The sequence below is a fragment of the Synechococcus sp. MIT S9507 genome (assembly GCF_047304715.1).
GTDB lineage: Bacteria > Cyanobacteriota > Cyanobacteriia > PCC-6307 > Cyanobiaceae > Synechococcus_C.
Genome location: NZ_CP138970.1, coordinates 2,325,128 through 2,337,957 on the forward strand (window position 1 = coordinate 2,325,128; position 12,830 = coordinate 2,337,957).

Genomic DNA, 12,830 nt, shown 5'->3' on the forward strand with positions numbered 1-12,830 from the left:
TGCTCTTCCGATCAGGCCTCGAGTCTCTTATGGAGTGTCTCCGCCATGCGCAGTGCCAGGGCGATGGTGGTCAGACCGGGTCCCACGCTCGGGCAGCTGGGGAAAACGCTGCTGTCGGCGATGTAGACGTTGTCAAGGTCATGGCACTGTCCCGTTGAATCCACCACGGATGCGGAGGGATCCTCTCCCATGCGACAGGTTCCGCAGGCAAAGCCCACCACACTCAGAGGAGCTTCGCCGCGGGGATGCACAGGCTCCGATGTCACCACCTTGATGGCGGGATCGGCCTCGACGGATTTGATGGTGTCGATCCACCTATAAACCAGTCGGTCGTGGGCTTCACGGTTGTTGTGAAGGTAGTTGATGCGAATCTGCTCCTTGTTCAGCCACACTCTGTTGTCCTGCTCGGGAAGCACTTCTGTCATGGCCCACCAGGCCACGGTGCGGGAAGCAAGTCGCTTGATGCCGAAATTAGGGATGAGCTTGCTGACAAGGGACAGGACCGGTGGGGATTCGGCGAACAGTGCGTCCTGCAGCACTCCTCCAGCAGCCTGAATGTGACCTAAGGGAAAGGTCACGTTTTTGTCTCCCCAGTAATAGTCGTTCACCCCATAGGAACGTGGATAGCGGCCGCTGTTGGGTGCCGCGGAACGTTGCAGGATTGAGGTGATCTGAACGTTCATCAGATTTCTGCCCACCTGGTCTGACGAGTTGCTGAGACCGCCTGGATGACGTTCATTGCCGGATCTCAGCAGAATCGCCGGAGTGTTGATCGCACCGGCTGCAAGCACAACCAGATCTGAGGAGAACAACCAGATTTCGCCTTCCACATCCGCCTCCACCCTCTTCACTTCCCGTCCGCTCGGACTGACATGCAGCCTCAGGGCTTTCGCTTTGTGGCGGATTTCCAGATTGGCGCTGTCGGCATGCGCGAGTCCGCAGAGCTCGGCATCTCCGACTGGGTCACCGTCATTGTCCGACCAGCTGAGAGGAAGGTCGTAGGGCTGACAACCGTGGCGTTCCAGTCCTTCCCGCAGTTCTTCGAGGAATGGCATCACCGCGCGGGGTGAATGGTCAAAGCCTTTGGTTCGTGATGGCTCAGTGGGATCGACACCAGCTTTGCCATGAACTCGATACAACGTCTCAGCCTGGTCGTAGTAAGGAGCCAGATGCGTGTAATCGAATGGCCATGACGGCGACACCCCCTCCTGCAACGGCAGGTCGGTGAAATCCTTTTCGCGCATGCGCTCGAGCACCGCTCCCCAGATTTTGGTGTTTCCGCCCACGGCATAGAACGTCTGCGGTGAGAAGGGATCACCATCGGGACCGAACCACTGTTCATCCTTCACACGAGGACGGCTCTGCCAACCGGCTTCCACAGCTTCACCTCGCTCGAGCAGAAGCACACTGTGTCCCTTGCTGCTGAGGCAACCTGCCAGGGTGCCGCCTCCAGCACCACTTCCGATGATGATGATGTCGTAGTGGCGGTCGTCGATGATCATGGATGACTCATGTCGTTGAGAACTGCGTGATGCAGACGGCGATCAGCTAGTGCGCTGCCACACATAAATCAGCACGTAGAGAATGATCCAGATGACATCCACGAAGTGCCAGAACAGGCTCACGGCGGTGACACCCATCTCACCCTTGGCGTAGTTGTTCGGGCGGAACGAACGCGCCAGCATCAGTCCCATCAGCAGGATTCCCGTGATCACATGCAGGCCGTGAAAACCGGTCAGCAGATAAAACGTTCCACCGAACACTCCGCTGCTCAGGCTGAAACTCAGCTCAGACCACTCAACGTATTGTCCATACACGAAGTAGCTGCCCATGGCCATTGTGAGCAGCCACAGGCCACGGAATCCCCAGAGATTTTCTTTGTGGAGATAGAGCTCGGCGAAATAGGCGACAAAGCTTGAGCTCACCAGAATGACCGTGTTGATCAGGGGCATCCGCGTTTCCAGACCCTCGACTCCTTCAGGAAGCCATTCCGGACTGGTGATCCTCAGAAGTGCATAACCAACAAAAAATGCCAGGAAGATGATGCTTTCCGAGCAGAGGAAGATCACGAATCCGGTGAGATTGTGGCCGTCATGTTTGATATGACCGGGTTCGTGCTTCAGTTCCAGATCAACATTGGCGCTGGTCATCGTTCAGGCCTCCATGGAACGTCGGACATAGAACTCCTCGTCTTCGACAAGGGGTTTGCCCAGGCCGTAGCCATAGGGCTCACTGATCACGGTGGGTACATCATCCTCGAAGTTTTCAGCGGGAGGAGGTGAGGGAAGCAACCACTCCAGCCCGATTGCTCTCCAGGGATTGGCCGGGGCTCTGGCACCCCTCGCCCAGGAGCTGACGATGTTGAGAATGAAGGGGATCGAGGCCACTCCCAGCATGAAGGCCCCGATACTCGCGATCACATTCCAGAGCGCGAATTCAGGGTCATAGGAGGCAACCCGCCTAGGCATGCCATAAAGGCCGGCCCAGTGGAGAGGTAGCCAGTTGAGTGTGGCACCGATGAAGGTGAGAGTGAAATGAACTTTTCCCAACCCCTCGTAGTACATGCGACCGGTGAATTTCGGGAACCAGTGGTAGATGCCGGCAAAGACTCCAAATCCGATTGTATTGAAAATGATGTAATGAAAATGAGCCACAACGAAATAAGTATTTCCCACGTGGATATCAATTGGAACTGTGCCAAGCATCACTCCTGTAATGCCTCCGAAGATGAAGTTGACCAGGCCCCCCAGCACAAACAGCATCGGAGTTGTCAGGCGTATCTTGCCTCCCCAAAGCGTCCCCAGCCAGGCAAACACTTTCACTCCCGTAGGTACCGCGATCAGCATGGTGGTGACCATGAAAAGATTGCGCATCCACTGTGGAGTTCCGGTGTAAAACATATGGTGGACCCAAACAATCAGACCGAGAAAGGTGATGATGAACGAGGCCAGCGCCACAAACTTGTAGCCGAACAGAGGTTTGCGTGAATACACCGTGATCAGTTCAGAGAAGATGCCGAACACGGGCAGCACCATCACGTACACCGCCGGGTGTGAATAGAACCAGAAGAAGTGCTGGTAAAGCACGGGATCACCTCCCCCTTCAGGCCTGAAGAAACTGGTGCCGAAACTGAGATCAAACAGCAACATGATCGCTCCTCCGGTGAGTGCCGGAAGCCCGATCAGCTGCAGGGTCTGCGCAGCCCACGCGGTCCAGACGAACACGGGCATCCGGAAGTAGCCCATGCCGGGAGCCCGCATGCGGATGATTGTGGTGACGAAATTGATCGCTCCCATGATCGAGGAGACCCCTGAGATCGCCACGGCGAGGATCCACAGGAATTCACCGTTGATGAAATGTCCGAGTGGGTTCTGAATGCTCATCGGTGGATAGGACCACCAGCCGGATGAAGCCGGTCCGCCAGGCACGAAGAAGCTGCTCAGGAGCACGACCGCAAACACAGGGACCAGCCAGAAGGCCGCGGCATTGAGCTTGGGGAAGGCCATGTCGGGAGCCCCGATCATGGTGGGGATCAACAGGTTGTTGAAGCCATTCAGAACCGGGAAGAGGAACAGGAACAGCATCACTGTTCCGTGCATTGTGTAGAGACCGTTGTAAACGCTCGGGTCCACCAGATCCGCCGGCGGAGTGATCAATTCCCCGCGCATCACCATGGCCAGCAATCCACCCAGAAGAAGGAAGAGCAGCGAGAGACCGATGTACTGAATGCCGATCACCTTCGCATCGGTGTTGAAGCTGAAGAAGCGCTTCCAGTTGTCGGGAGCACCTGGAACGGGGTGAGGAGCCTTGAGCACCCTCGGGTCGTAATTGGTGAGCGTCATCGTTTCAGGAGTCGTGGGGCGCTTCGGGATTGCCGGGGTCGTTGACCATGGGAGGAGCAGAGGGAGCGACCGTGGCCCAGCCACGGTCACCTTCCTTGAGGCGCTTTTCGTAAAGAGGGGTGCCCGGGCTCAGTCCCTTCACCATCGGCCGCTTGGCGGTTGTTGTCAGCCATGCGTCGTAGTTCTCCTCCGACTCGACGATCACATCGGTCTGGTTCTGTGAGAAATAAGCGCCGCTGAACATGGCGTCGCGCAGCCTGAAACGACCCTCACGGGTTGGTGTGATGCTGTAGGAGATCACGCTGCCAGGAATGATGTCCTGTTTCAGGCGGAATGCTGGGATGTAGAAGCTGTGAATCACGTCCTCTGAGCTGAGCAGAAAATTGGCTCGTAAATCGATCGGGAGGTGCAGTTCAGAACTACGCACTCCATCGGGGTAGACAAACTCCCAGGACCACTGCCTGGAGATCACTTCAATGGGTCCCACCTCACGGCGGACATCCAGTGTTGCAACAGCTTCGGGGTCCTGATTGATGGCAACGTCATATTTCTGCTTTGGCCCGAGTGTGGCGAGAGTTTCATTCACATGGATTGAATAAAGAGCCAGCGCCATCACAATCAGAAAAGGAATCACCGTCCAGATGATTTCCAGCTTTGTGTTCCCCTCAATGGGGAGACCGTCGCTTTCGTCATATTTTTCGGCACGACTGAAAAGAACGGACCAGATGATGAATCCCACGCAGCCGATGAAGATGAATGCACCGATTCCGACCTCCAGGCTGAAGAGATCGTCGACATATGGCGCTGCCGTGGAGGCCGGAACCGGCAGCCATCCGTAGGCCCACTTGGAGATCTGAAGACTTGCCAGAAGATCTATGGCAGTCGAGATCAGAACTGTCAGAAACAGCTTGAACGGGAAGCGTTTTTTCGTGGCTCCGCGAGTCGATGTCATGGCAGCGACTCCTTGAGATCGGCTCCAGCAGCGAGAAGTTGATCGGCGGTGATGTGAACGCCGAATTCACTGGCAAGCCAGGCCCCAAGACTTCCGTGGACGCCCATCACCAGCAGGATCGTGGCCCCGCAGAACAGATACAGCCAAGTCACTTGTCGACCGAAGTCCTTGCGCCATACGAAGCGTTGGTATCCGCGCCAGATGGTCATCGCCACGATGATCAGCAGCAGGGCCACACCGCCGATGGCATGCCAGAGCATTGTGTTGATGGCGTTCTGCCCGATCACGGTGCGGATGTCCCCTGGAAGCGGAACGGCCAGCAGCATTTCGTAGAAGCCGGCAGCCACCGTGAAGAAGGTGATCACACTGCAGGCAAGAACGTTGTACCAGCCTACGTCATGAAAGCCCGTGCGGGTCACCGGCAGGGCCAGAAAGCGGAAAATTCGTTTTTCAAGGGGGTAGAACGCACCTGCGAAATCAAAGGCAATGCCGATTGCGAACAATCCGATCGTGAAGTGAACCAGATTCGGATGGATCGGAATCGTGTAGGGAAGATCATTCGCACCGAGCTGATCTGCAATCTCATTGATGGGAGAAGGAATCGCCATCAAGTGGAGGAATGTCTCAGGGTTCATGACACCGCTCCACTGCGGATCGCATCAACCACAGGCACTGTGTGGAGTCCGTAAATCCAAACGAGCATGTCTCCCAGATACACCTGGCAGAACACGAGCGTTGCGAGCACACCATCGAGCACAAGAAAACCAGCGGGCAGTCGGGTTGGATCCTTTTGCCTCACCACGTAGCGCCAGCCTGTGAAGAGACCAAGAACACCGGCAAGCGACCAGCCGATCGTGCTGTGGTAATTCAGGATGTCCCTTGAAGCTCCGTAGGGACTGGCCAGTCCAGCTTCAATCTGGCCGAAGATGATGGCGACGAAGATTGCAACTGTCGCCACCACCAGATTCCAAAAGCTGACTTCAAACAGATTGCGTTTGCGAGTAATGACGCCAATCAGATCAAAGACAACTGTGATCAGCGCCATCGCGATCACGAAGTGAACCACGATTGGATGAATGACATCCAGCCAGGGAAGATTTTTGTCGTTGAGAGGTGGAAGCAGCTCGAGCATCGGCAAGCCGCGCAACGCTCTCCAAGGATGGACAGCATTCAGGATGCAGTCAGCCTTTCATTTACGAATGCTCGCGATGCTGTGACAGGACTCCTGATACGACCCGCGGCAGTCAGTTCAGGTCGTCGGCTTTTCTCAGGCGTTTGCGTTGCAGTTGTCGCCAGTAGAGCCCTGCCTGAGCAACAATCACAACAATCACAGCAGGAACCACAAGGCACAGCATCACCAGACGGAATTCGTCCTGCCAGGTGGGCAGTGTGCGAGGCAGCACCTGATCCACCACATAGAATATGTAAAGGGTCAGAAGGATTCCTCCCTCCAGGCGCGTGATCCGGCCCTTGGTCCAGAAGATCGGCATGCAGGCCAGAGCGGTCAGCAGCATCACCGGCATATCGCGCTGAATCAGCATGGGGCTCACCTGCAGCCCTCCGGTTCCCGCTGCGGCCAGTGCACTGGCCGCAAGCACGAGCAGCTGGTTGAGCAGGTTGCTGCCCACGACGTTGCCGATCGCCAGATCCGTTCGGCCCTTGATGGCGGCCACCAGCGAGGTGATCAGTTCCGGCATCGAGGTTCCGGCTGACACGATCGTGAGTCCGATCACCGCTTCACTCACCCCCAGATAAGCAGCGGCACCACTGGCACCGCTGACGAGAACCCGCGATCCAACTCCCAGAAGCAGAACGCCGAGCAGCAGTGACATCAGCGCTTTCAGCAGGCCCCGTTTGCCCTGATCGGGATTCACATCGGGCTCGGCTTCCTCGACTCCCGCCGGTTCCTCTCTGGCTGTGCGGATCTCCCAGATCGAGTTGATCAGCAGTGCGAGCAGCAGTGCCACGCCCGACTGCCAGGTGACCCGGCCCGCCGATGCCATGCCCCACACCGCGGCGGACACAGCAATCATCACCGGCACATCCCTGCGGACGAGGCGGCTTTCCACCTGCAGCGGCATCACCACCGCACTGCTGCCGAGCACCACCATCACATTGAAAATGTTGCTGCCCACGACGTTGCTCACGGCCAGGGAATCCAATCCCCGCAGCACTGAATTGACACTGACGAACAGTTCCGGGGCACTGGTTCCGAAGGACACCACGGTCAGTCCAATCACCAGTTGTGGGATTCCGAAGATCAGCGACAGCGTCACCGACCCCTGAACAAACACTTCGCCGCCCGCAAACAAAAGACCGATCCCGATGAGGACCTCCAGGGCGGATGTCAGAAAGTCGGGCATCGTGCTCATCGGCCTGATCTCATTGTGCGATGCCACCCCGTGTCCGAAGGGGAGCAAGCCTGCAGGGATTCAGTCCATTGCCCTGCTCGGGAATTAGCATTCCGCCAAATTCGAATCGGTCTGGCGTGTTTCTGAATCACATCAGCACACGCAACGTCCGCGGGGATGTTTTCGGTGGTGTGACGGCGGCGGTTGTGGCGTTGCCGATGGCTCTTGCTTTCGGGGTTGCCTCCGGTGCCGGAGCCGCTGCCGGGCTCTGGGGTGCGGTGATCATCGGCCTGGTCGCATCGCTCTTCGGTGGCACACCCACACTGATATCTGAACCGACAGGTCCAATGACGGTGGTGTTCACCGCCGTCATTCTCAGTTTCACAAGCCAGATCCCCGACAAGGGGACTGCACTGGCAATGGCTTTCACCGTGGTGGTGCTCGCCGGTGTGTTCCAGATTCTGTTCGGCTTCTTCCGTCTGGGCCGATACATCACGATGATGCCCTACACGGTGATTTCGGGCTTCATGTCCGGGATCGGTGTGATCCTGGTCATTCTGCAACTGGCGCCCTTCCTGGGACAGAGCAGTCCTCCCGGGGGTGTGATCGGAACACTGGGCGCTCTCCCCGAGCTGGCTGCCGGCGTGCAGCCTCTGGAGCTCGCACTGGCCGTGATCACCCTGCTGATCCTCTGGTTCACACCAGAGCAGCTGAAACGGTTCTGTCCTCCTCAGCTGCTGGCTCTCGTTGTGGGAACCGTGCTGTCACTCACGCTCTTCGGAGACATTGAACTGCGCAGGATTCCTGAATTCACGGCGGAATTTCCCAGTTTCAATCCTCCCACCTTCTCCGGTGAGCAGATCAGGTTGATGGTGGTGAACGGCGCTGTGCTGGGCATGCTCGGTTGCATCGACGCCCTTCTGACCTCCGTGGTGGCTGACAGCCTGACCCGCACCGAGCATGACTCCAACAAGGAACTGATCGGGCAGGGACTGGGCAATGTGATGTCAGGTCTGTTCGGGGGACTTCCGGGCGCCGGAGCCACCATGGGAACCGTGGTCAACATTCAGGCGGGTGGCCGTTCTGCCCTTTCAGGCATCGTCAGGGCCCTGATCCTGATGCTGGTGATTCTGCTGGCCGCTCCACTTGCATCTCAGATCCCTCTGGCGGTACTGGCGGGAATCGCTCTGAAGGTGGGCTTCGACATCATTGACTGGAGTTTTCTGCAGCGTGCTCATCATCTTTCGATCAAAGCGGCCTGCATCACCTATGGCGTGATTGCACTCACCGTGCTGGTTGACCTGATCTGGGCGGTCTTCATCGGGGTGTTCGTGGCCAACGTGCTCACGATCGAACGGATGACGGCCCTGCAGGCCAGGGGTGTGAAAACCATCAGCACCACGGACGATGACGTTGAACTTCCTGAAGACCAGCAAGCACTGCTCGATCAGGCTGCGGGTCGCCTGCTGCTGTTTCAGCTCACCGGACCGATGATCTTCGGCGTGGCCAAGACCATCAGCAGGGAACACAACGCCATTGAGGATTGTGAGGCGGTTCTGTTCGATCTCACTGAGGTTTCCCATCTGGGAGTGACAGCTTCACTGGCTCTCGAAAACGCCATCAAGGAAGCGGTTGAGGTGGGCCGTTCTGTCTATCTGGTCGTGATGAACGGCTCCACACGCAACCGCCTGGAGAAACTCAAGCTGCTCGAACTGCTGCCCGACAATCATGTGAGCGAAGATCGAGAGGAGATTCTCCGTCGCGCGGTTGGTGAGCTACCAGTCCTCCAGGAGGTCTGACTTGGCCGAGGCTCCAAGCTCCCTGGTGCTGCGTCGGCCGGATGACTGGCATGTGCACCTCAGGGACGGAGCCATGCTCAGGGCCGTGCTGCCGGCAACAGCGAGAACCTTTGCACGGGCCATTGTGATGCCCAACCTGCGTCCACCGGTCACATCTGTTGATGCGGCACTGGCCTATCGCAGCAGGATTCTCGAAGCACTGCCCGAAGACATCGACTTCGAGCCACTGATGACGGCCTATCTGACGGACGATCTTGATCCGGACGAGCTGGCCAGGGGCTTCGCCATGGGCGTCTTCCGTGCGGCCAAGCTCTACCCCGCCAATGCGACCACCAATTCAGCGGCAGGCGTGAGTGATCTCTCCCGGATCTCCGCTGTGCTGAGGCGGATGGAGGCCGTGGACATGCCTCTGTTGATTCACGGTGAAGTCACGGATCCGGACGTGGATGTTTTCGATCGTGAAGCCATCTTCATCGAACGGCATCTGAAGCCCCTGCGTCAGCGGCATCCACGCCTGCGCATCGTGCTGGAGCACATCACCACGGAGGAATCGGCGACTTACATCACGGAGGCCCATCTGAGCGGTGATGAACGCATTGCCGCCACAATCACCCCCCATCATCTGCATCTCAATCGCAACGCGATGTTCATTGGCGGCCTTCGCAGCGACTTCTACTGCCTCCCGGTTGTGAAGCGGGAGTGCCATCGAAGGGCCCTGGTCGCGGCCGCAACCAGTGGTCTGCCCTGCTTCTTTCTCGGCACGGATTCCGCCCCACATCCCCGCTCCGGCAAGGAGTCATCCTGCGGTTGTGCAGGTATTTTCAATGCACTCCATGCAATGGAGAGTTATGCCGCTGTCTTTGAACAGGCGGGAGCTCTGGACCATCTCGAAGGATTTGCCAGCGAGCACGGCCCGCGCTTCTACGGCATGCCTCTCAACGCTGACACCATCACGCTGGTTCGACGGGATCAATCCGTTCCGAATCGCCTGATTCCACCTGAATCAGCCCGTGTCGGAGATGATGCCATCCCTGACAGCGAATGGCCGTTGCTGTTCCATGCCGGGGAAACCCTCTCATGGTCTGTTGAACCGACAGTTCGTTGAAGGAACACTCCTGATGGGAGCCATGGCCGGCTCATCGTGATTCCGCCTTCCGTCAGGAGCTGTTGTAAGCGCCATCAGCCCCAGCGCTGAAGTTGAGTGATCATTTTGGAGACAACAGCCGTCCAGCCTGTCTGGTGACTGGCTCCAACACCAGCCCCTGTGCAGCCGTTGAAGTATTCATGGAACTGAAAGAGTTCGCTCCAGGCTGTGTCGTTCTGGAACAGCTCAATGTCTCCGTTGAAGGCTCGTCGGCCTTCCTCATTCCGCCTGAAAATCCCGACGAGTCGTTTCTCCAGTTCAAGTGAGATCTGCCAGAGGTTCAGTTCACGTCCAGAACCGGTCGGAAACTCCATCCTGAATTCGTCTCCGAGGGCGTGGCCGAACTTCTGGAGGGCTTCAATCAGCAGATAGTTGATTGGAATCCACACCGGACCGCGCCAGTTGGAGTTCCCGCCGAACATGGCAACCGGACTGTCGGCGGGGCTGTAGCTGATCGTCGCGTGGTCGTCACCCTGTTGATAGGAGTAGGGGTTGTTCTGATACACCATGGAGAGGCTGCGGATGCCGTAAGGGGATAAGAACTCCTGTTCATCAAAGACCCGGGTGAGGATCCGTCGCAGTCGATCGGGAGGCACGATCGAGAACAGCACGCGATCGCGATGCCTCGAACCGAGATGACTGATCGCGTCAAACGGGGCCCCACGCTCTTCGCCCAGGTCTCTGAGATAGCTGCGAACATCCAGGGCAGGGATGGATTCGACAGTGCGTGCATCGAATGTGGCGATGGCCAGAAGCGGGATCAGTCCACTGAGAGAACGTGTCCTCAGATAGTCACTGCTTCCGTCCGGGCGTTTGAGTACGTCGTAATAAAAGCCGTCCTCCTCGTCCCAGTTGACGTAGCCACGCCCGCAGGGACTGTTCAAGGCGTAGGTGAGACGACTGAAGTCAGTCACGAACCGTTCGCACAGGCTTTTGTATTCCTCTCTGTCTTCAGCGAGCAGAACGCAGGCCTCCAGCATGTTCAGGCTGAGCATGCCCATCCAGGCCGTGCCATCGGTCTGTTCGATCAGGCTTCCGTCTTTCAGGGGGTATCGCCGGTCGAAGATCGCGATGTTGTCGAGTCCGAGGAATCCACCTTCGAACAAACTGTCGCCGTTGCGGTCCGTGCGGTTGGCCCACCAGCCGTATTCCAGCAGTAGTTCCCGAAGGCTTGCACGCAGAAAGGGATAGTCCTTGCGGCCGTAGCAGCGTCCGGAGACCTGAAAAATGCGCAGCGCCGCCCAGGCCCCGATCGGTGGGTTGGCATCGGAGAGCGCCCACTCATAGGCAGGTGACTGGCCGTTGTTGGCGGTGTAGGACGCCTGGCGCAGCATGCGTGACTGTCGCTTGGCCTCGCCCGGATCAAGTTCCGCGAACGCCACTGCATGGAACATCAGGTCCCACTGACAGAAATAGGGATACTCCCAGCAGTCGGGCATGGAGATGATGTTGCGGGACCGCAGGTTGCGCCAGTAGGCGTTGTCGGTGTGCCAGCGCTGCTCGGGTGGCTTGGCTGAATTGCTGTCTCCCCGCAGCCAGCGGGCCACATACCAGTTGTAGAACTTGCGGCACCAGAACAGACCAGCTGCCGCTGCAGTATGGATGGCTCTGTCCTCTTCGTTCAGGCCTGGAGCCACCCAGTGCAGATGGTCCTGCCAGTCCTGGCGGCGCTGCTCGACGAGGGCGTTGACGCTGGTCAGCTCGAGGCCAGTTGATGTCGACCTGTCGCCCATGTCGCGTCGGCACAGTCTGAGATCCACCTGCCAGATCTCTCCAGGCCTGAGCATTCGCTGCAGGTGAAGAGCTGCCTTGCTTCCTGTCTGGTCCGGATTCACCGCATCAGCCTGTTTCTCGATCAGATAACGGTGAAAGGCATCTTTCACGTAGGGCTGCTTCAGAGGCTGGTTGTAAAGCCGCTGGGTATTGGTCTCGTTTTCGGTGAACAGCCAGGTTCCCCCTTCGCTGCAACTCAGGCCATAGGAGCCAAGACCCCCAACAGCACTGCTGACCAGCAGTCCATCCTGCAAGCAGAGCGATGGTCTGATGAAGTCATGTTCGCTGTTTTGGCCCCATCCCCAGGTGTTGCGAAACCAGAGGCTTGGCAGCAGATGGAGCTCTGCACTGTCGGGTCCATGGTTGGTGAGCGTGAGACGGATCAGCACATCCTCCGGTGATGCCTTGGCGTATTCGACCTCCAGATCGAAGAAACGGTTCTCAGCGAAGATGCCCGTGTGCACCAGTTCGAACTCGTTCTGGTCACGGCCGCGGCGGCGGTTCTCGTCTCTCAGCTGTTCATAGGGGAAGCGTTTCTGGGGGTAGCGGTAGAGCGCTTTGGCGTAACTGCCTGTGGGTGTTCCAGCCAGGTGATACATCATGTCCTTGATGTCTTCACCGTGATTGCCCTCGGGATTGCCGAGGCCGAAGAGCCGTTCCTTCAGAACAGGGTCCTGTCCGTTCCAGAGCACCGGTGCGAAACAGAGGAGGCCCTGTTCATCGCTGAAGCCGAGCAGTCCGTCCTCGCCCCAGCGGTAGGTGCGCAGGTGGCTGTGATCAAAGGGGAATGAGTTCCAGGCATTGCCGTCCGCGGAATAGTCCTCACGAACCGTTCCCCATTGCCTGTCGCTGAGATACGTACCCCATCGATCCCAGGGTTGATCCCCGCCGTCACGTTCCCTGCAGCGAATCAGCTCGGCGGGCTCCTCGCCCAGCTGAGCGTTGGAGATCACCGAAGTCGCCATGACC

General features: G+C 58.0%; 10 protein-coding genes. 2 read left to right on the forward strand and 8 right to left on the reverse strand.

Annotated features, from left to right (window positions below; all coding sequences use genetic code 11):
• Window positions 1–11: 11 nt before the first annotated feature.
• From SIB83_RS12405 to SIB83_RS12435, 7 genes are all read right to left on the reverse strand, one after another.
• Window positions 12–1,502 carry a GMC oxidoreductase gene (locus tag SIB83_RS12405; protein ID WP_413401597.1) on the reverse strand — a complete coding sequence of 497 codons (1,491 nt, stop codon included), beginning with the start codon at window positions 1,500–1,502 and terminating at the stop codon, window positions 12–14.
• Between the two features lie 42 nt (window positions 1,503–1,544).
• Window positions 1,545–2,150, reverse strand: coding sequence for a heme-copper oxidase subunit III (locus SIB83_RS12410; protein WP_413745985.1), 606 nt, complete (start codon window positions 2,148–2,150; stop codon window positions 1,545–1,547).
• Window positions 2,151–2,153: 3 nt separating this feature from the next.
• A complete protein-coding gene (locus SIB83_RS12415) occupies window positions 2,154–3,842 on the reverse strand; it encodes a cytochrome c oxidase subunit I (protein WP_413745986.1) in 1,689 nt (562 codons plus the stop codon).
• Window positions 3,843–3,846: 4 nt separating this feature from the next.
• Entirely contained in the window at window positions 3,847–4,794 is a 948-nt protein-coding gene (locus tag SIB83_RS12420; RefSeq protein WP_413401604.1) for a cytochrome c oxidase subunit II, read from the reverse strand.
• Window positions 4,791–5,402 (reverse strand): DUF2231 domain-containing protein, encoded by a 612-nt coding sequence (locus tag SIB83_RS12425; RefSeq protein WP_413401606.1) that lies wholly within the window; start codon window positions 5,400–5,402, stop codon window positions 4,791–4,793. The genes SIB83_RS12420 and SIB83_RS12425 overlap by 4 nt, the downstream gene beginning before the upstream one ends.
• Before the next feature lie 23 nt (window positions 5,403–5,425).
• Entirely contained in the window at window positions 5,426–5,926 is a 501-nt protein-coding gene (locus SIB83_RS12430; protein WP_413406350.1) for a DUF2231 domain-containing protein, read from the reverse strand.
• A gap of 112 nt (window positions 5,927–6,038) precedes the next feature.
• Window positions 6,039–7,157, reverse strand: a complete 1,119-nt coding sequence (locus SIB83_RS12435; RefSeq protein WP_413747379.1) for a calcium/sodium antiporter — start codon at window positions 7,155–7,157, stop codon at window positions 6,039–6,041.
• 125 nt (window positions 7,158–7,282) lie between these two features.
• Between SIB83_RS12435 and SIB83_RS12440 the strand changes: the two genes are divergently transcribed.
• Together SIB83_RS12440 and pyrC are read left to right on the forward strand one after the other, a co-directional pair.
• The gene (locus tag SIB83_RS12440; RefSeq protein ID WP_413745987.1) at window positions 7,283–8,944 is read left to right on the forward strand and encodes a SulP family inorganic anion transporter; all 1,662 of its coding nucleotides are present in this window, start codon (window positions 7,283–7,285) and stop codon (window positions 8,942–8,944) included.
• Window position 8,945: 1 nt separating this feature from the next.
• Window positions 8,946–10,049: a dihydroorotase gene (gene pyrC / locus SIB83_RS12445; RefSeq protein WP_413745988.1), complete on the forward strand. Its 1,104-nt coding sequence runs from the start codon at window positions 8,946–8,948 to the stop codon at window positions 10,047–10,049.
• 74 nt (window positions 10,050–10,123) lie between these two features.
• On the opposite strand, the gene SIB83_RS12450 is transcribed toward pyrC, so the two are convergent.
• Window positions 10,124–12,826 carry an MGH1-like glycoside hydrolase domain-containing protein gene (locus tag SIB83_RS12450; RefSeq protein WP_413745989.1) on the reverse strand — a complete coding sequence of 901 codons (2,703 nt, stop codon included), beginning with the start codon at window positions 12,824–12,826 and terminating at the stop codon, window positions 10,124–10,126.
• Between the last annotated feature and the right edge of the window lie 4 nt (window positions 12,827–12,830).

Excerpts from the sequence above, each read along its gene's own strand:
- SIB83_RS12425 (WP_413401606.1), bottom strand. The coding sequence starts at position 5,402 with ATGGCGATTCCTTCTCCCATCAATGAGATTGCAGATCAGCTCGGTGCG.
- SIB83_RS12405 (WP_413401597.1), bottom strand. The coding sequence starts at position 1,502 with ATGATCATCGACGACCGCCACTACGACATCATCATCATCGGAAGTGGT.
- SIB83_RS12415 (WP_413745986.1), bottom strand. The coding sequence starts at position 3,842 with ATGACGCTCACCAATTACGACCCGAGGGTGCTCAAGGCTCCTCACCCC.
- SIB83_RS12435 (WP_413747379.1), bottom strand. The coding sequence starts at position 7,157 with ATGCCCGACTTTCTGACATCCGCCCTGGAGGTCCTCATCGGGATCGGT.
- SIB83_RS12450 (WP_413745989.1), bottom strand. The coding sequence starts at position 12,826 with ATGGCGACTTCGGTGATCTCCAACGCTCAGCTGGGCGAGGAGCCCGCC.
- SIB83_RS12430 (WP_413406350.1), bottom strand. The coding sequence starts at position 5,926 with ATGCTCGAGCTGCTTCCACCTCTCAACGACAAAAATCTTCCCTGGCTG.
- SIB83_RS12410 (WP_413745985.1), bottom strand. The coding sequence starts at position 2,150 with ATGACCAGCGCCAATGTTGATCTGGAACTGAAGCACGAACCCGGTCAT.
- SIB83_RS12420 (WP_413401604.1), bottom strand. The coding sequence starts at position 4,794 with ATGACATCGACTCGCGGAGCCACGAAAAAACGCTTCCCGTTCAAGCTG.